The sequence below is a fragment of the Paenibacillus zanthoxyli JH29 genome (genome assembly GCF_000520715.1).
GTDB lineage: Bacteria > Bacillota > Bacilli > Paenibacillales > Paenibacillaceae > Paenibacillus_AQ > Paenibacillus_AQ zanthoxyli.
Map to the genome: position 1 here is coordinate 1 of NZ_ASSD01000296.1, position 16,983 is coordinate 16,983.

Consider the following 16,983-nt stretch of genomic DNA (forward strand, 5'->3'; position numbering starts at 1 on the left):
GCATCAGCTGATGCGTCCGCTGGGGCTGCGCTCGGTGGTGCCGATGGAGCCATACTACATGGTCGTCGCCGGAAAAGCCGACGCCGACTGGCTTGAGGCTTCCATCAGGGAAGCGAGCGCCGGCAGGCTTGACCCGCTTTCGCTGTTGGCGCCGGGCGAAGCCCCATACCTTGGGAAATACGACGAGTGGATTCCCCAGGACCTGCTGCGCAAGGCTTTTTCCGTGGACGGTCTGGATGTGCCGGGCTTTCATGAGATGGTACAGCGTTGGCGGCAGAATTAATCTCGCTACAAGATTACTAAAAAACTCCCAATCTGCTGGTAAACAGCAGAAGGGAGTTTTTGCTTAAGGATTATTTATCTATACATCCGAGTCTGTTACAGCACTGCCGCACCCACAGCGCCTCCGAGAATACCGGCTGCAATGACGGAGAAGAAGACAAACCATACAACCCGGCGCGGAAATGAGCGGTAAACCATAAGCAGCGACGGCAGGCTGATAGCCGGCAGTGTCACGAGCAGCGCTCCGGCAGCGCCCGTTCCGAATCCGAAGGAAAGAAAGGTTCCGATAATCGGAATTTCCGCAGCTGTCGGAATGACAAACAGGGTACCGGCGATGGTGAAGACCAGAACGGCAAGAATGCCGCTGGCAATTCCGGTTCCGAGTGACGGGAACATCCATGCCCGCGCCGCTCCCAGCAGCAGAACCGTAAGGATATAGGCCGGTACAACGGCCAGAAGCATTCTTCCGGCAGCGGCGGCCCAGCGGAGCAGCAGCGGGCCTTGCGGCGCGGGAGCATCCACCGCAGGTTGGGCCAGCGTATCGGGAACCTCTGTATTCCCGGCGAATTTATTAGCCAAGTAGCTGATGCCAAACGTAAGAATCAGTCCAAATACGATTCGCATCAATGTAAATTTCCAGGACAGTACAAAGGTCATGAAAATAAGCGTTGCCGGGTTCAGGACGGGATTGCCGATCCAGAACGCCAGCGCGGCGCCAACCGATACGTTTTTCTTGCGCAGGCCGACAGCTATCGGTGCGGCGCAGCACGAACACATCATGCCGGGCAGAGAAGCAAGTCCCGCGATCGCTGTGCTCTTAAAGTTAGCCTTTCCCAGAACCCGCAGCAGCCACTTGGACGGGATCAGAACCTGTACAAGCGAACCGAGCAGAATACCGAGCACAGCGGCTTTCCATACCGATCCGAAATAGGCTGCGGCATAATCCAAAGCAGCTTGCAGCGAAGGTGCGGGAGCCGTGGCTTCTTTGCCGGTCAAAATGGAAGATCCGATAGAATGCTCGGCAGCAGCCTTAAACGCCTTGTGATAATAGGGCCACCATTTGACATAGGAGAGTCCGGCCACGGCAATGAGAAGAAAGATGACCGTAAATACGATGGCTTTATAGTCCTTTGGTTGATTGGAATACGTTGTACTGTTTGTTACAGGTGACATAGCAGCGATTAACCCCCATCCTTTTATTTCAAATTTCATAATTATAGCATAATAAGGTCGTAAGGGAAGCACTATTTTGCGCGGTGTTGTTAGGATCGTGTAATATAGAGGGTGCTATTGTTTTCCATTTCATGAATACCTAAATATAAGGAGTTGGCTCTTCAATGTCTCTTGCCGAACCTATTAAATTAACCTCGTTATCCTCTAAAGGAGGATGCGGCTGCAAAATCGGTCCCGCCGATCTGATGCAGGTTCTCCGGAATTTGCCGAAATCGGTGCCGAATCCCGATCTTCTCGTCGGACTTGACACAAGCGATGATGCGGGAGTGTATCGTCTTAGCGATGAGCTGGCGCTGGTGCAGACGGTTGATTTCTTTACGCCGATTGTTGACGATCCGTATTCCTTCGGTCAAATCGCCGCCGCCAATGCGCTGAGCGATATTTACGCGATGGGCGGCAAGCCGCTGACTGTGCTTAATATCGTCGCATTTCCTATTTCCACGCTGGATAAGAGCATTCTGGCTGATATTCTTCGCGGCGCTGCGGATAAGGTTAGCGAAGCGGGCGCAACGCTGGTTGGCGGCCATTCCATTGATGACAAGGAGCCGAAATTCGGCCTTGCCGTCACCGGACTCGTCCATCCAGACAAAGTACGGACCAATGCCGCCGCTCGTCCGGGGGACAAGCTGATCCTGACCAAGCCGATCGGGGTCGGCATCCTGACAACCTCGATTAAGAAAAACCAGCTGTCACCCGAAGAAACCGCGCGTCTGACAGCGGTCATGTCCACACTAAACAAGACGGCGGCAGAAGTCATGAGCGCGTACGAAGTCCACGCCTGCACGGACGTAACGGGCTTCGGACTGCTCGGGCATGCCTCGGAAATGGCCAAGGGAAGCGGCAATGGACTCGTCATCCGCAGGAACGCCGTCCCGGTACTGCCGAGAGTCCGCGAGCTGGCGGAGCAGGGCTTCGTTCCAGGCGGAACCCGTAACAATTACGCCCATCTGGAAGGCACGGTTATTTATCCGGAATCGCTGGATCAGATCGACCGTTATATTTTATGCGATGCGGTTACCTCTGGAGGGCTGCTGATCTCCGTTGCCGGGCATGACAGCGAAGCGCTGCTGGGCAAACTTGCAGCCGCAGGAGTTGAAGCCGCAATAATCGGGGAAGTTACCGCCGAGCACCCTGGACAGATTACGGTCGTATAAAGGTCCGATATCAGCCATATAAGCCGAGGGGCAGGAGAAGCGGAGCTGGATGCCCTAAGCGGCTTTTGATCGCGTTATAGTAAGACACAAGAAGGAGAGAGACTATTGTTTCAGGATATTACACTCGAACAGCTTCGGGCGCTGCAAGATCGCAAACAGATGACGATCATCGACGTCCGTTCCCCTTCCGAATACAGAGACTCCACGATTCCGGGCAGCCTCAACATTCCGCTGTTCGACGATGCGGAAAGGGCGGAGGTCGGCACCCTGTACAAGCAGACGAGCGTTCAGGCGGCAAAAGACCGGGGGCTGGAGCTTGTCTCTGCCAAGCTGCCTGCTTTCATACGGCAATTCGCTGAAATCCCTGGGGACAAGACGGTATTTTGCTGGAGGGGCGGCATGCGGAGCCGGACGACGGCGACCCTGCTCTCCCTGATGGATATTCACGTCAACCGTCTGACCGGCGGCTACAAAGCGTACCGGAAATGGGTGATGGATTCACTGGAGTTCTATGATTTCAGGCCGCATTCCTACATTATCCACGGGAACACCGGTACCGGAAAAACGGCGCTGCTGCATCGTCTTCAGCGTAACAGCTATCCTGTGATTGATTTGGAGGGCATCGCGGGACACCGGGGGTCGATTTTCGGACAGGTCGGACTCCAGGCAAATAATCAAAAGACCTTTGATAGTCTGCTGCTGGAGAAGCTGATCACGCTTGAACATTCGCCGTATGTGCTGTTTGAGGCGGAGAGCATGCGGATCGGCAAGGTTGTCATGCCGCCGTTCATGAGCCGGCAGAAGGAGACGGGGACCCAACTGTGGATTGAAATGCCGCTCGAATCCCGGGTAGCGCAGATCATGAAGGACTATGGTCCAGAAGAGCATCAGGAGGAGCTCCTGACGGCATTCCGCAGAATTAAATCGCGAATTCACGTGCCCATCGCGGTGGAGATTGACCGGAGTCTAGTAGCAGGAAACTTCGAGAGCGCGGTCCTGCTGCTGCTGGAGTATTACTATGATCCAAAATATGATTATACATCCCTATTGTACGGCGAGTCTGAGAAGGTAACGTTCAAGGTCAACCATTTGGATGAGGCGGAAGCGGCGGTAACCGCTTGGCTGCGGGAACGCCACCCTGTGTCTTCAAATCCGGGAAATTGGAAGGTGAAGGCGTGACCTGCGGAGAAGTCCTTATTTTTCGGCGATGCAAGGGAATTTTTGGTAGCTTTGCCTGGCATACATAGGGCTGGGCAGGAATCTGCCTGACCGGCGGAAAGGCTCTTCTTCACCGCGGTTTGCATATGGCTGGCGCATCGCCAGGCCAATAAGGCGGCTGTTTAATGCTTAAACCCGCTGCGGTATTCGCTTGGAGACTGCCCGCACCAGTTACGGAACTGCTTGGAAAAGTAGAGCGCGTCGTTAAAGCCGACGGACGATGATACTTCATCAATCGTCAAGACTCTGCTTTCCAGCAGTTCTTTTGCTTTGTCCATCCGGATCTTCATCAGATACTGCTTCGGGGACAGCCCGGTCCGCTCCTTGAAAGCTTTGGAGAAATGGGCCCGGTGATACCCCAGAGAGGAAGCCATCTGGCTGATTCCGAGCTGCTGATGGTACTGAAGCGAAATCCAGCGTTTGGCCTGTTCAACCTGGCGGTCGATCATCTCCGAATGTTGAGCGGCCGTGTCCCCCAAGTCTCTGCTCGCATGTCCTAGCCGATGGATCAGCAGCCTTAGCCAGCCCGATGCTTCCAGACTTTCCAGTTCGGGAAAGGGCGATTGCTTGAAAGAATGCTTAATCCGCCGGTAGAAAGAATGAAGAGCCGAAGGGTCAGCGCCTTTTAACACAGGCTTTTCCTGAGATAATCCTGCTTGCTTTAGCAGCTGTGAAGCACCATCTCCTTGGACCGCCGCCCACACATACTGCCAAGGCGTTTGCCGGTCCGATTCATAGCTGAACAAGCTGCCCGGCATAATGAGAAACGTATCCCCCGCCTGACATGAAAACTTACGCCCTTCGCTTATAAACATTCCCTCACCCGAAAGCACGGTATGAATTAAATAATAATCATGCACGGATGGGCCGACCTTGTGGCCTGGTTTGGGACTGCCTTCGCCGCTAAAAAGAACGGTTAGCTCTCCCTCACCGGGGCGTAGGTTAATGCCGATTTCAAATTGATAATGGTCAGGATTCATGGGCTCCTCCAGCATGAGAGATAGGTGCTCTTAACTACAACTTTACTATAAAGATGCGACAAACCTCCATATGTTCCTTTTATTCCTCCATATAAATTTCATGGGCTGTGCTCTATAGTAAGCAGTGAAAAGAGGGACGGTATCAGCGCAAAAGCTGCATTATCGCCCCAACACAAGGAGGAATAGAATCGATGTCCAAAATTACATTTATCGGAGCAGGAAGTACGGTTTTTGCCAAAAATGTATTAGGAGACTGCATGGCTACACCGGCGCTTCAAGGGTTTGAGCTGGCGCTGTATGATATTGATTCCCGCCGTCTGTCGGATTCCGAGAATATGCTGCTCAACTTGAAGCGAAGCGGCGGCAGCACCTGTGAAATCAAAGCCTACACCGACCGCAAAGAGGCGCTGCGCGGAGCCAAATACGTCATCAACGCGATTCAAGTGGGCGGTTACGACCCTTGCACCATCACTGACTTTGAAATCCCGAAAAAATACGGCCTGCGGCAGACAATTGCCGACACGGTCGGCATCGGCGGCATTTTCCGCAACCTGCGCACGATACCCGTTATGCTCGATTTTGCCGCAGATATCCGTGAAGTGTGTCCGGACGCGCTCTTTATGAACTATACAAACCCGATGGCCGTGCTTACGAATATAATGAATACGTACGGCGGAGTGCGGACGGTTGGCCTGTGCCACAGCGTGCAGGTATGCGTGCCGCATCTGTTCGAGCATCTGGGGATCGATCAGGAAGGCGTGCAGGCGAAAATCGCCGGGATCAACCACATGGCATGGCTGCTGGAGGTTACGAAGGACGGCAAGGATCTGTATCCGGAAATTAAACGACGCGCCGCCGAGAAGCAGAAGGAACCCCATAACGACATGGTCCGCTATGAGATTATGCAAAAATTTGGCTATTACAATACGGAGTCGTCGGAGCATACGGCGGAGTATCACCCGTACTTCATCAAGCGGAACTATCCCGAGCTGATCGACCGCTTCCAGATTCCGCTGGACGAATATCCGCGCCGCTGTGTAGAGCAGATTGAACGCTGGGAGCACATGCGCGAGGAACTGGTGAACAACCGCAATCTGGAGCATGAGCGCTCGCATGAGTATGCGTCATATATCATCGAAGCCATGGAGACGAACATTCCGTACAAAATCGGCGGCAACGTCATGAACACCGGACTCATCACCAACCTGCCGAGAGAGGCTTGCGTGGAGGTGCCTTGCCTTGTGGACCGCAGCGGAATCCAGCCGACCTTTATCGGGAATTTGCCCCCGCAGCTTGCGGCGCTGAACCGCACGAACATTAATACCCAGCTTCTGACCATCGAAGCGGTGATCACGCGCAAGAAAGAGCATATTTATCACGCGGCGATGCTCGACCCTCATACGGCCGCAGAGCTGTCCATGGATGACATCGTCAGCATGTGTGATGATCTTATTGCCGCTCATGGAGAGTGGCTCCCGAGCTATAATTGATATTTTTAAGAAATGTCATAATGGACCATGCAATTCCATATCCCTAAAGCAGGTGATTTTTCTGCAAAGGAGGGGATAGGATTGGATGAATTCGTTGCCCGGTCATTGGATGAAATCCGATTTTGGTCCAGGATCATGAAGGAGCACTCATTTTTTCTTGGATTAGGTTTTAGATGTGAGGATACTCAGCTTAAAAAAGAAGCAGACCGGTTTTACGCGATTTTTGAGGACATTGAGCGAAGATCCCATGAATTTCAGGCCAATGCAGATCCGCACACAATCAAAAACTTTAATACAGAAGTGGCTATTGCGGCGACTCATATTTGGGCTTTTAAAAGAATGGTGCTCGGCCTGATCCTGCAATGCAAGCTTCCCGGGCAGACAAACTTCCCCTTACTGGTGGATCATATTAGCCGGGAAGCCAATTATTTCAGAAACCGCTTAGAAGAACTCAATACCGGAAGACTCGAACCCTTGCCCGATGCTGTTATTGACGAAAATGTCTTTTTCTTAAAAATTATGGCTGACCACTCCAAATTCATTAACCATTTGTTAGATCCGTCTGAACGGAAATTAGTTGAGCAAGCACGGGAATTTAGCAATGATTTTGATATGCTGATGTTCCAAGCGATTGATTTAAGCTCGATGCGTCCGCAATCTCAAACCGTACCGCTGCTAAGTCAATTTGTTGATCAGAACAAGGTATCCGTTAAAGCATTGCGCGATTTCAAGAAAACCGCACGCGATTTAATCAATGAATGCCGGATAAAAAGCATTATTCATCCTCTATTAGCGGATCACGTATTTCGCGAAGCCGAACGGTTCCTGTCCATTCTCGATATGTTCGATCAAGCCTTATCGGGGGCTAAAGTTAATAAGAGAGAAATTCTTCATTGATCTTTTGAATCGAATCATAGAAGATAAAAGGCGCGCTGAAATCAGCTCGTCTTTTTTTTGTGCGGGAAATTACCGGATTTGAATAGGTGCAAATATTTTTTGTATAGGCAATTTTGTTTATTTGCATTTATTTATTAACCTTGACGAAAAAACGTTTCTCTAGACCCACTTATACCCAGACTGATACTATTAGCAGGTATGGAAGTGAATTGGAAGGGGCTTTATTTTAGAATGGATCAGCAAAGGTACGATAATTTGAAATTAGGTGAACGTGGAGCAATAGTTAGTATTATTGCTTACATCTTGTTATCCGCTTCAAAATTAATCATTGGTTATGCAGCTAACTCTGAAGCTTTGAAGGCGGATGGTCTGAATAATGCGACGGATATTGTGGCCTCCATTGCCGTATTAATTGGTTTAAGATTAGCACGGAAACCGGCAGACGAAGATCATCCGTATGGACATTGGAAATCCGAAACCGTAGCCTCATTAATGGCTTCTTTTATTATGATGGCTGTAGGCTTGCAGGTGCTTTACGAAGCTGTTGTTTCCATGTTTCATGGAAGGGAGCAGTCTCCTGATCTCATTTCCGCATGGACAGGGATTTTCTGCGCGATCGTAATGTACTGTGTCTATCGATACAACAAAAAATTGGCGCTCAAAATAAACAGTCAAGCTGTAATGGCTGCGGCCAAAGATAATATATCTGATGCATCTGTGAGTATTGGAGCGGTGGTCGGGATCATCGGTTCCCAATTTAAATTGCCTTGGCTTGATCCTCTTACGGCTGTTGCGGTAGGATTCATCATTTGCAGAACGGCTTGGGAAATTTTTTGTGAAGCATCCCATTATTTAACAGACGGTTTTGATGAAAATATGATTCATTCATTCAAAGAAACCATATTGAAAGTAAAAGGAGTAGAGGGAGTTAAAGAAATAAGAGCCAGAAATTACGGAAGCAATGCGGTTGTAGACGTTGTATTGCTTGTCGGAGCAAAACTGGAGTTTCAAGAAGCTCATGAAGTCGCAACACGGGTTGAAGATGAATTAAAGCACAATTCTGATGTGTATGAGGTTCATGTTCATTATGAGCCGGCAAAAATAGCTAAGGCAAAATGAGTTCTACTTGAACACTCCCCCAAAAGCGGAGTCAGCCAAGCTTCGGAAGTTTAAGTCGGTTTCCATTAATAACAATGTTGTCATTAGTGTATTTGGTGGTGTAGCTTTGCACAGGATGCTTGCGGCTTTTGAAACGCGGAGCCCGATTTTGTTTCTTGAAGAATCGTTCAAAGCTGTCTGCTACGTTCCGCACCGCCGATTGCAAAGCAATGCTATCTACCGATTTCAACCATTCAAATTGCTGTTTGAGTGCAGGAAGCTGTATGGCACAGGGGTTATAGGACAACCCTTTACCGGTGGCCGCATAGGTTTCGTTCCATTATAGCACATATGTTCCGGCGCGTTCTACAAGCGGCAGCATCCGAAGTCCGTCCTCACGAGCAGTCATTCCTGTATTGGTAAAATTGTGCCTGTCCATCAGTTCTTGGTATAATAGCGGTATGGCAGTCATACTCGGCTTATGAATAAGAGAAGGATCAAAAGAGGTGCACTATGGCACAGGAAGCCAGAGATTACGAAGACAATCACGAGCATAAGTACCGCAAGCAGATCGTCAACCGGTTGGCCCGGATTGAAGGCCACGTTCGCGCCGTCAAGGAAATGACCGCCAAGGACCGGGACTGCTCCGAAGTGCTGCTGCAGATCGCTGCCGTGCAAAAGGCTTTGGACAAGGCGGCCAAGCTTCTGTTAAAGGACCATTTGGAAAACTGCGTGGTCAAAGCCGTCCACCATGGCAATGAAAGCAAAGTTCTTGATGACCTTAACAAAGCACTGGACAACTATATCCGTTAAGTCAAGCCCTATCGTTAATTAGACGATGGGGCAGTTCATTTTTCTAGCTTTGGAACATTATAATTATAATCAGGGATAGATCGCTAACGGGTATTTAATAATATATAGCGCGCGGTTTAATCGTCCACTTATGTTTATGGATTACAGTAAAATAATAAACTCGAACAAAGGAGATTACCGATGAAACCCGATCCTGTGGTGCTTATTGTATCGTCTGCGTTTGGAGACGGTCACGCCAAGGTGGCCCAGGCCATTGAACAGTCCTTCCGAAATAGAGGGATAAACCGGGTGCATATTGTGGACCTTTTCGGTGAAGTGCATCCCCTACTGAACGGAATCACGCGGACATTTTATTTAAAAAGCGCCGCATATGCTCCGAATCTCTACGGAATCATGTACAATATGACAAGCAAAATGAAGCCGGATTACCCGCTGGGGCAATTTCTGCACTCCATGGGCAAGCATAAAGTAAGGAAATTCCTGAATGAACTGGGCCCGGATCTAATTATTCATACCTATCCGTATTTAGCCGCTTCACAGCTGGGAATTGAGTCGGCGGACAATGTTCCGATCTTTACGGTTCTGACCGACTATTGCCTGCACGGAAGATGGCTTCATCCCCGAACCAAGAAGTATTTTATCGCCAGCGAAAGCATCAAGCAGGAGCTGATGAAGGTTGGCGTAGCCGAAGAAAGGATCACGGTCAGCGGTATACCGATCCGCGCGGCATTTTCCGAGTCCGCCGATCGGGCTGAACTCATACGGAAGCATGGGCTGCGGGAAGACCGGCGCTATATTCTGCTATCTGCGGGAGCCTACGGCGTTTCCACCAAGGTGCGCAAAATATTAAAAAGCGTGCTGGAGCATACCGATTTCGACTCCATTGTCCTCTGCGGAAATAATCAGAAGCTCCGCTTGGCGATGGAGGCTGGCTACCGGAATAATGAACGCGTTCATATTCTTGGATATACCGATGAAATCCATGAGCTGATGTCCGTATCCTCCTGTTTGCTGACCAAAGCAGGCGGCGTGACCCTTACCGAAGCTTTTGCGGTATCGCTGCCCGTTATCGTGTATTGCCCTCTCCCCGGACAGGAAGCAGGAAACGCAAAAGCGCTGTCCCGTCAAAAAGCGCTATATACCGCGAGCACCGAAAAAGAGTTGATCGGCCGTCTCCGGCTCCTAGAAATGAAGCCTTACCGCGAGGAAATTAAACGTCAGATGAATGCCATCTCCCAGAAAAACGCAGCCGAGCAGATTGTAAATGAAGTGCTGGAGAGTCTGGAGCACCGTCCTTCATATCTGGGGCAGCCGGCACATTCACTGCAAACGGAAGGGAAGGCGAAGACCGCTCATGGATATCGTTAATAAGACAGAGGCGCCTGATACTGCGCTTCCTCGTCTGGGTTTGGCGCTCTTTTTCATAGAGTGGGTGAGGGGGGCGTTTCTGGTCGCCTTTTTGCCTATCTATGCCCTCGACCATCTTGGGTTGTCCGCAGCTGCGGTCGGGATTGCCGTATCGATTCATTATTTGACCGACAGCCTGATCAAAGGCTTCATTGGCTACCTGCTCGACAGACTGTCTCACCGAACGGTACTCCATAGCGGATTTGGCGTTGCCTTGGCCGGGCTGCTCCTGATGGTGACCACTAATTATGCCGGTCTTCTGATTGCGGCTTCGGCCTTGCTCGGAGCGGGCTTATCACCGATCTGGATCATTTGCATGAGCCACGTCAGGGAGGAGAACCGCGCCCGGCAGATGGGGAGCTTATACGTGTATTGGATGGCGGGTCTGGGCCTGGGAACGGTAATAAATAATGTGATTATGGACTGGGGGTTAGCCGTATCTCTCCTCGCAATCGGGCTTTTCTTTGCTGCGGGGTGGATTTCAGCGGGTCTGGCCCGGTTATCGGAGGCGCCGGTGCCCCAGGCCCAAATAACGGTGGGAGAACAGTTTGCCGCACTATGGCATAAGGTGAAAAAGGGCGGGTTTCTGATGCCGGGGATGCTGCTGCAAACCGCAGCCGGGGGAATGATCGTGCCGTTATTAACAACCTTTGCCGTGAACAGGCTCGGTCTATCCCACTCCGGGCTTTCGCTCGCGCTTCTGATTGGCGGGGGAGCTGCCGTACTGCTCATGGTGCCTATGGGCAAATTATTCGATATGATCGGCGGCAAATGGTTTCTGGTGCTGGGCTTCGCCGTATTTGCAGTATCGCTGTATCTATTGACCTCCGCAGGTTCATTTATAAGTGTCGTTGTTCTTGCGCTCTTGATGGGCTGTGCCTACGCTACTCTGCTGCCTTCCTGGAACGCGCTGATGGCGCTATATATACCTGAGAGCTCGGTAGGAATGAGCTGGGGCCTGCTATTCTCGGTTGAAGGTCTGGGGGCCGTGATCGGTCCCTTCATTGGCGGCTGGCTTGCAAGCGGCGGCAATGAAGTCATCCCATTCAAGGTGAGCGCTTGTATATTCGGAGTAATCAGTCTCATTTATCTGCTCTCTCCCTCCGAAAAGTTCGCTAATCCGGAGCGTCAGGCCAAGCTGCAACAGCAGCAAACAAATTAGCATACGGGCTTGAACGATGAGCCGGGAGAACTTGGCCTTTGCCGAGATTCTCCCGGCTATTTTAATTAACAACTTCAATTTGTTTACGCTTTGTCATTTCCATGTTATGTTATTTCTATTGATATTTAGACGATTGGCGGGGGTGGGGATCATATGATTCGTAAGCTGAATGAACAAGACCGGGCGGAATTGCTGGCTTTTTTGGGAAAAGATCCGGCGCTGAACTTATTTTTAATTGCGGATGTGGAGAACTTTGGGTTTGACCAGGATTTCCAGGAGGTATGGGGCGAATTTGAACCGGAGAGCGGACAAATAAAGGCGGTTCTGCTGCGCTACGAGCACAATTACCTGCCCTACGCGGCTGGGCCATTCAATGTACAGGGATTTGCCGACATCATGAAGCAGGACGAAAAAATGGAAATGTTGTCCGGGTCAGCCTCCATTGCCGGACTGTTCAGCCCATACATAAGCTTCCGTAAGGAGAAAAGTATGCATTTTGCCGAACTGAGAGAGCTGGAAGGCCAGCAAAGCGTGCCGGTCTCTGCGGAGACATCTCCTCAGCGGGCGACTCTCCAGCATGTGGAAGCCATTTGTTCGCTTATAGACGGGATTGAGGAGTTCGAAGTGAGCCCGGAAAGCTCTCGTTCTAGCATGCGGCGGACCTTGGAGACCGGAACGGGGCGGACCTATTTTGTGGAACGGGATGGGCGTACATCCGCCGTGGCATCAACAACAGCGGAAAATTCGATGTCGGCCATGGTAGTGGGTGTGGCTACGCATCCGGATTACCGGGGGCAAGGTCTGGCAAGTCTGGTAGTAACGAAGCTGTCCTCCGATCTGGTAAGCGAAGGGAAGTCGCTGTGCCTGTTTTACAATAATCCGGACGCGGCTTCCATCTACAAACGAATCGGCTTCCGGGACATCGGCGATTGGTCGATGATGTACAGATAGACAGCCTGGAAAGCTGATCTTGGAGAAACTGACTTTGTAATCTTTTTCGGCTGCGTTATACTAAATGACTGAAGACATCATTGCCGAGAATTTACTTGAAGGAGCGCGACACGCTTGCAGGAAAAACAAGAGAAAACAGGCTACAAATCGATAGCCCTCGACATCGCGGGACGAATCGTAAGCGGGGAATTCCCCGTCAACAGCAAAATCTCGGGGCGTTCGCTTTTGGCCGGTATTTATCATGTGAATTTAAAGCCTTATCATCCGATGGAGCTAAAAATAATGAGAATTCGCATGTCGTCGGGAAAACAATCGGCAATCTGCAGTTTTGGCAAAATACCGGCGCGACAATTATTGCACTTCGTAGAGGCACCGAGGTAACTATTTCTCCGGGACCGCATGTCATATTGGGAGCGCATGATATGATTCTAGCGGTTGGTGACGAGAATATGTATAGAAGAACCGAGCTGTTCATTAACCGGGTGACCGATCAGGATGAACCGGAATATGAATACTGAATCGCTGACAGGGGGGCAATTGCCCTCTTTTTTTATGACATTTCCCTCCCCAAAAAACTTCTTATCCGATATCCTGATACAAAAAGCAACTGACGGCCGTCTTATATATAGCTGCAGCTAATAAGGAGGCATTACCAGATGGAAATTCCGGAATCCGAACGTTTTCGATCGATATTTTATGAGCACTACCCTACTGTCCGGCGCAAATTGATCGCTCTTGTGCGCGATGAGGCGGCAGCCGATGATCTGGCTCAGGACGTGTTCCTGCGATTATACCGCAATCCCCCGGACGACCCGGCAGCGCTGGGCGCTTGGCTCCACCGTGTGCTTACCCGGATCGGCTATGATTATTTAGACAAGAAAGCAAGGGAAAGGCGGCTGCAGAGCAAGCAGGAGCTGATGTACGGCGCGGAGGCATCGCCGCCATCAGGCGAAGAAGTGATGCTGCGCAAGCTGAATCAGGAGGATGTCCGGGAATGGCTGGATGAGCTGCCCGAGCGTGACAGACAGGCGCTTCTCCTCCGATATTCCGGTTACAGTTATGCGGAGATCGCCGGCGAACTTGGTGTCAGACCTCCGGTTGTAGGTACGCTGCTGCACAGGGCTACGCAAAGGCTGAAAGCCACTGCATCCAAATCGCTGCCGCAAATGGACTGACAGTTTAATCTTAAGGAGGACGTTGATTAATGAATAACTATTCTGCAAATCACGATAAAGAGAAGCAAAGAACGGATGAGGCATGGGCAAGACTTCAGCAGACGCTTGCGGGGGAGTCGCTCAATGACAAATGGGCGGAATGGGACCGGAAGGCGGAAGCGGCAAAGCTTGAAGTAATGGAACAAGATGGATATCTTTCCGGAACAGATTCCCGTACGGCTGAGGAACTGGGTTATGCAGAGCGGCAAGACCCTGTTACTGGCAGCGGCAGAGATCGAGGCCGCTCGCGCCGTCCGAAGATGAAGCGCCGCCGGAAATGGGCGATAGCTGCCGCAAGTATGACCATTGCTGCCGCCTTCCTCGCCACCCCTGTAGGCAACACGGCGATGGCCGCCATCCTCAATCAGTTCCGTGCGCAGTCGGTAACGGTTGTCAATGAGGACGATCTGCGGAACATGTTCAATTCGGTTAGCGAGAACGGCGACCTGAAAGAGACGATTAACAAGTTTGGTTCCTTTTCAAGCAGTTCAGGCACAATCAGCGGAAAGATCAAGCCGGAGCAAGTTAAGGACAAGTTAGGGTATGCGCCGTTAAGTTCGGCTTTGTCTAATGAAGGAACGGAGTTAACAGTATATCCTTCCGATGAAATTACACTTAATCTTAATGTAAATGAAGTTAATAAAGCGATGAAACGTTTGGGCGCCGAGCAGCTGCTGCCGGAATCCATTGACGGAAAACCCATTACGCTGCACATTCCGGAAACCGTGAATTATGAGCTGTCCTATGATAGCGAGCATTGGGCTAACCTGACACAAATGAATACTCCCGTAATAACCGTAGACCCTTCGATCAAGGTAGAAGAAGCGGTGGAAGCCATTATCAATTTCCCCCTGCTGCCGGATTCTTTGAAATCCAGCCTCAAGCAGAGCAGTATTCTGGCGGGTGAAGTTCCGATACCGGTCATTTCGCAAGACAATGCCGAGCAAATAGCGGTAGAGGGTACGAACATTCTTGTAAATCGCCACGAATACGATCAAGGCACGATTTATGATGCCGTTTGGATACAGGGCGGACAATTGTTTCAGTTATCCGGCGGAAATGTGTATACCAGCAAAGAGAAGCTGGTTGCGAAGGTGCGGGAGTTGATCCAATCATGAGTGTACCGGCGATAGAAACATGGTCTCTGACTAAAGAATATGATAACGGACGCGGCTGCCGGGATGTAAGCATTACCGTAGGGAAAGGGGAAGCCTTCGGCTTCCTCGGCCCCAACGGCGCAGGCAAAAGCACCTTGGTCAAAATGCTGGTCGGCCTGATTACACCCTCAAGCGGCAGAGCCGCATTGCTGGGCTACAAGATCGGTTCTCTTGCGGCGAAGTCGCAGATCGGCTATTTACCCGAATTATACCGTTACCAGGAGTGGATGACCGGAGAAGAAGTTGTGGAGCTTCATGCGCGCTTATGCCGTGTTGAGCGTTCGGTGACAGCCAAGCGGGTTCCGGCGCTTCTTGAGGAAGTAGGACTCGGACAGCGGGGAAGGGACAGAGTCAAGCATTACTCCAAAGGGATGCAGCAGCGGCTGGGACTTGCCTGCGCGCTGGTCAATGATCCCGAGATTATTTTTCTAGACGAGCCGTCTTCGGCGCTGGACCCGATCGGACGCAGAGAAGTCCGCAATATTCTGAAGAAGCTGAAGGAGCGGGGTAAAACGATCTTTCTCAACTCCCATCTGCTGGAGGAGGTTGAGCTGCTGTGCGACCGGATGGCGCTGTTGAATAACGGTGTTATCCTGCGGCACGGCAGAGTGTCCGAGGTGCTGCGCAAGCAAACGAAGTGGCGCTTTAAGGTGGGCGGATTCACGCCTTTTTTGCGTTCCTGGCTGAATGAACAGACGGGTCTGCACATCAGGCTGTCTTCCCGGCAGGAGCAAACTTTCCAAGGGCTTAATAGCGGAGACCCGCTTCCGTCCGGGCAATCGCAGGATGAAAGTGTAGTATGGCTGGAGGCCGAATTGGACAGCGAGGAGCAGGCGGGCTGGATCAATGCGCTCATCGTGGAGCAGGGAATGACGCTTTATGAAGTCACGCGTGAACAAGAACGTCTGGAAGAGTGGTTCGTGAATACCGTATCCGGACTTGACCACAGAGGTGAACGGGAATGAGGATCATTTGGGGCATTACCTGGAAAGAAATGCTGCGTAAGAAAGTGCTGCTGCTCACATTGCTTATGACTGCTGTATTTCTTACGGGCTTCTGGTTTTTGGCGGGCGCAATCGGGGATCAAGGGGCGCAGCAAGGACTCAGCGACAGCGGAGAAGCATTGATAAACCGATTTGCAAACGGTGCGATTGTCATGGCGCTTGGTTTTATGTTCGGGTCATTTGTACTCGCGTTTCTGGCGATATTCACTTCTTTCTCGGCCATCGCGGGGGAAGCTGAAGCAGGCGTGCTTCAAGCGCTGCTTGCCCGGCCGCTTCCGCGCTGGAAGTGGTACGCCGGGCGTTGGCTGGGGTATGTAACCGTGGGAATCGCCTACGCCCTCCTGCTGTTTGTTTCCATTCTGCTTATTACCCGGACGCATGCCGCGATTCCATTAGATCCGGCAGCCTGGATCAAGTCCTTCCTGCTGTTCTCCATGGCCGTCCCTCTGCTCGTGACCGTGTCCATGCTCGGCTCCGGATTATTCTCTGCCATTGGGAACGGGGTGTTTATGACGATGTTATACGGAGCAAGCTGGCTGGGAGGCATGATTGAACGGATCGGCTCTGGTTTCAGCAGGGACCCTGCTGTGACGGATTCGCTGAATCGCTTGACCGGAATCATATCGCTCATCATGCCCGCAGACGGTCTTCAGCGCAAAGTGATTGCCGAGTTGTTCAGCTTTGACGAATTGAGCGGACTGATTCCTATCAATATGTCTTCACCCGGATTCACCAATTTATCCGCAGTTCCTTCAAATTCCTTTGTTGTATATGCTATCGTGTACACTGCTGCAGCTTTTGTATTAGGGATGCTGCGTTTTAAATCCAAGGATCTATAATAGATTGGGAAATAGGCTATGTTGAACACTCCCCCACTTAGCTAACATTTGAAGTGGGGGATTCTTGGGTAATCCCTTCTACTG

Annotated in this window: 17 protein-coding genes and 2 pseudogenes; 16 read left to right on the forward strand and 3 right to left on the reverse strand. The window is 51.1% G+C overall.

Annotated features, from left to right (window positions below):
• A pseudogene (locus L691_RS32710) lies at positions 1-283 on the forward strand (DEAD/DEAH box helicase); the annotation flags it as partial.
• A 95-nt stretch (positions 284-378) separates the two neighbouring features.
• Here L691_RS32710 and L691_RS0110740 read toward each other — a convergent pair.
• Positions 379-1,455, reverse strand: a complete 1,077-nt coding sequence (locus tag L691_RS0110740; protein ID WP_025690495.1) for a permease — start codon at positions 1,453-1,455, stop codon at positions 379-381.
• A 164-nt stretch (positions 1,456-1,619) separates the two neighbouring features.
• On the opposite strand from L691_RS0110740, the gene selD reads away from it, so the two are divergent.
• Together selD and mnmH are read left to right on the forward strand one after the other, a co-directional pair.
• On the forward strand, positions 1,620-2,669 hold the full coding sequence (gene selD / locus L691_RS0110745) for a selenide, water dikinase SelD (RefSeq protein WP_025690496.1): 1,050 nt from the start codon (positions 1,620-1,622) through the stop codon (positions 2,667-2,669).
• Between the two features lie 105 nt (positions 2,670-2,774).
• Positions 2,775-3,848, forward strand: a complete 1,074-nt coding sequence (gene mnmH, locus L691_RS0110750) for a tRNA 2-selenouridine(34) synthase MnmH (RefSeq protein ID WP_025690497.1) — start codon at positions 2,775-2,777, stop codon at positions 3,846-3,848.
• Between the two features lie 161 nt (positions 3,849-4,009).
• On the opposite strand, the gene L691_RS0110755 is transcribed toward mnmH, so the two are convergent.
• Positions 4,010-4,867 (reverse strand): AraC family transcriptional regulator, encoded by an 858-nt coding sequence (locus tag L691_RS0110755; RefSeq protein ID WP_025690498.1) that lies wholly within the window; start codon positions 4,865-4,867, stop codon positions 4,010-4,012.
• 191 nt (positions 4,868-5,058) lie between these two features.
• On the opposite strand from L691_RS0110755, the gene melA reads away from it, so the two are divergent.
• From melA to L691_RS0110770, 3 genes are all read left to right on the forward strand, one after another.
• Positions 5,059-6,357, forward strand: a complete 1,299-nt coding sequence (gene melA, locus L691_RS0110760; protein ID WP_025690499.1) for an alpha-glucosidase/alpha-galactosidase — start codon at positions 5,059-5,061, stop codon at positions 6,355-6,357.
• A gap of 81 nt (positions 6,358-6,438) precedes the next feature.
• A complete protein-coding gene (locus L691_RS0110765; protein ID WP_025690501.1) occupies positions 6,439-7,254 on the forward strand; it encodes a DUF2935 domain-containing protein in 816 nt (271 codons plus the stop codon).
• A 231-nt stretch (positions 7,255-7,485) separates the two neighbouring features.
• Positions 7,486-8,373 carry a cation diffusion facilitator family transporter gene (locus L691_RS0110770; protein ID WP_025690502.1) on the forward strand — a complete coding sequence of 296 codons (888 nt, stop codon included), beginning with the start codon at positions 7,486-7,488 and terminating at the stop codon, positions 8,371-8,373.
• A gap of 34 nt (positions 8,374-8,407) precedes the next feature.
• Here the strand turns inward: L691_RS0110770 and L691_RS34235 are convergent.
• Positions 8,408-8,692, reverse strand: a pseudogene (locus L691_RS34235) (IS200/IS605 family element RNA-guided endonuclease TnpB); the annotation flags it as partial.
• Between the two features lie 173 nt (positions 8,693-8,865).
• Here L691_RS34235 and L691_RS0110775 point away from each other — a divergent pair.
• The 10 genes from L691_RS0110775 to L691_RS0110820 all read left to right on the forward strand — a co-directional run bounded on the left by L691_RS0110775 (position 8,866) and on the right by L691_RS0110820 (position 16,899).
• Positions 8,866-9,165 (forward strand): metal-sensing transcriptional repressor, encoded by a 300-nt coding sequence (locus L691_RS0110775; protein ID WP_025690503.1) that lies wholly within the window; start codon positions 8,866-8,868, stop codon positions 9,163-9,165.
• A 180-nt stretch (positions 9,166-9,345) separates the two neighbouring features.
• Complete coding sequence (locus L691_RS0110780; RefSeq protein ID WP_025690504.1) at positions 9,346-10,533, forward strand: MGDG synthase family glycosyltransferase; 1,188 nt, start codon at positions 9,346-9,348, stop codon at positions 10,531-10,533.
• The gene (locus tag L691_RS0110785) at positions 10,520-11,734 is read left to right on the forward strand and encodes an MFS transporter (protein ID WP_025690506.1); all 1,215 of its coding nucleotides are present in this window, start codon (positions 10,520-10,522) and stop codon (positions 11,732-11,734) included. The genes L691_RS0110780 and L691_RS0110785 overlap by 14 nt, the downstream gene beginning before the upstream one ends.
• A 153-nt stretch (positions 11,735-11,887) precedes the next feature.
• The gene (locus L691_RS0110790; protein WP_025690508.1) at positions 11,888-12,685 is read left to right on the forward strand and encodes a GNAT family N-acetyltransferase; all 798 of its coding nucleotides are present in this window, start codon (positions 11,888-11,890) and stop codon (positions 12,683-12,685) included.
• 114 nt (positions 12,686-12,799) lie between these two features.
• A complete protein-coding gene (locus tag L691_RS0110795; RefSeq protein ID WP_025690510.1) occupies positions 12,800-13,066 on the forward strand; it encodes a hypothetical protein in 267 nt (88 codons plus the stop codon).
• On the forward strand, positions 13,006-13,203 hold the full coding sequence (locus L691_RS33535; RefSeq protein WP_232229156.1) for a cation:proton antiporter regulatory subunit: 198 nt from the start codon (positions 13,006-13,008) through the stop codon (positions 13,201-13,203). The genes L691_RS0110795 and L691_RS33535 overlap by 61 nt, the downstream gene beginning before the upstream one ends.
• 138 nt (positions 13,204-13,341) lie before the next feature.
• Complete coding sequence (locus tag L691_RS0110805) at positions 13,342-13,860, forward strand: sigma-70 family RNA polymerase sigma factor (protein ID WP_025690512.1); 519 nt, start codon at positions 13,342-13,344, stop codon at positions 13,858-13,860.
• Positions 13,861-13,889: 29 nt separating this feature from the next.
• The gene (locus L691_RS0110810) at positions 13,890-15,017 is read left to right on the forward strand and encodes a hypothetical protein (RefSeq protein WP_025690513.1); all 1,128 of its coding nucleotides are present in this window, start codon (positions 13,890-13,892) and stop codon (positions 15,015-15,017) included.
• A complete protein-coding gene (locus tag L691_RS0110815) occupies positions 15,014-16,021 on the forward strand; it encodes an ABC transporter ATP-binding protein (protein ID WP_025690514.1) in 1,008 nt (335 codons plus the stop codon). Before L691_RS0110810 ends, L691_RS0110815 begins: the two co-directional genes overlap by 4 nt.
• Positions 16,018-16,899, forward strand: a complete 882-nt coding sequence (locus tag L691_RS0110820) for an ABC transporter permease subunit (protein WP_025690515.1) — start codon at positions 16,018-16,020, stop codon at positions 16,897-16,899. Before L691_RS0110815 ends, L691_RS0110820 begins: the two co-directional genes overlap by 4 nt.
• The last annotated feature ends 84 nt before the right edge of the window (positions 16,900-16,983 follow it).

What these genes read in the sequence shown, in the direction of transcription:
- L691_RS0110820 (WP_025690515.1), top strand. Translation starts at nt 16,018, where the DNA reads ATGAGGATCATTTGGGGCATTACCTGGAAAGAAATGCTGCGTAAGAAA.
- melA (WP_025690499.1), top strand. Translation starts at nt 5,059, where the DNA reads ATGTCCAAAATTACATTTATCGGAGCAGGAAGTACGGTTTTTGCCAAA.
- L691_RS0110805 (WP_025690512.1), top strand. Translation starts at nt 13,342, where the DNA reads ATGGAAATTCCGGAATCCGAACGTTTTCGATCGATATTTTATGAGCAC.
- L691_RS0110770 (WP_025690502.1), top strand. Translation starts at nt 7,486, where the DNA reads ATGGATCAGCAAAGGTACGATAATTTGAAATTAGGTGAACGTGGAGCA.
- L691_RS0110780 (WP_025690504.1), top strand. Translation starts at nt 9,346, where the DNA reads ATGAAACCCGATCCTGTGGTGCTTATTGTATCGTCTGCGTTTGGAGAC.
- L691_RS0110740 (WP_025690495.1), bottom strand. Translation starts at nt 1,455, where the DNA reads ATGTCACCTGTAACAAACAGTACAACGTATTCCAATCAACCAAAGGAC.
- L691_RS0110755 (WP_025690498.1), bottom strand. Translation starts at nt 4,867, where the DNA reads ATGAATCCTGACCATTATCAATTTGAAATCGGCATTAACCTACGCCCC.
- L691_RS0110815 (WP_025690514.1), top strand. Translation starts at nt 15,014, where the DNA reads ATGAGTGTACCGGCGATAGAAACATGGTCTCTGACTAAAGAATATGAT.
- selD (WP_025690496.1), top strand. Translation starts at nt 1,620, where the DNA reads ATGTCTCTTGCCGAACCTATTAAATTAACCTCGTTATCCTCTAAAGGA.
- L691_RS0110790 (WP_025690508.1), top strand. Translation starts at nt 11,888, where the DNA reads ATGATTCGTAAGCTGAATGAACAAGACCGGGCGGAATTGCTGGCTTTT.
- L691_RS0110775 (WP_025690503.1), top strand. Translation starts at nt 8,866, where the DNA reads ATGGCACAGGAAGCCAGAGATTACGAAGACAATCACGAGCATAAGTAC.
- L691_RS0110785 (WP_025690506.1), top strand. Translation starts at nt 10,520, where the DNA reads ATGGATATCGTTAATAAGACAGAGGCGCCTGATACTGCGCTTCCTCGT.
- L691_RS0110810 (WP_025690513.1), top strand. Translation starts at nt 13,890, where the DNA reads ATGAATAACTATTCTGCAAATCACGATAAAGAGAAGCAAAGAACGGAT.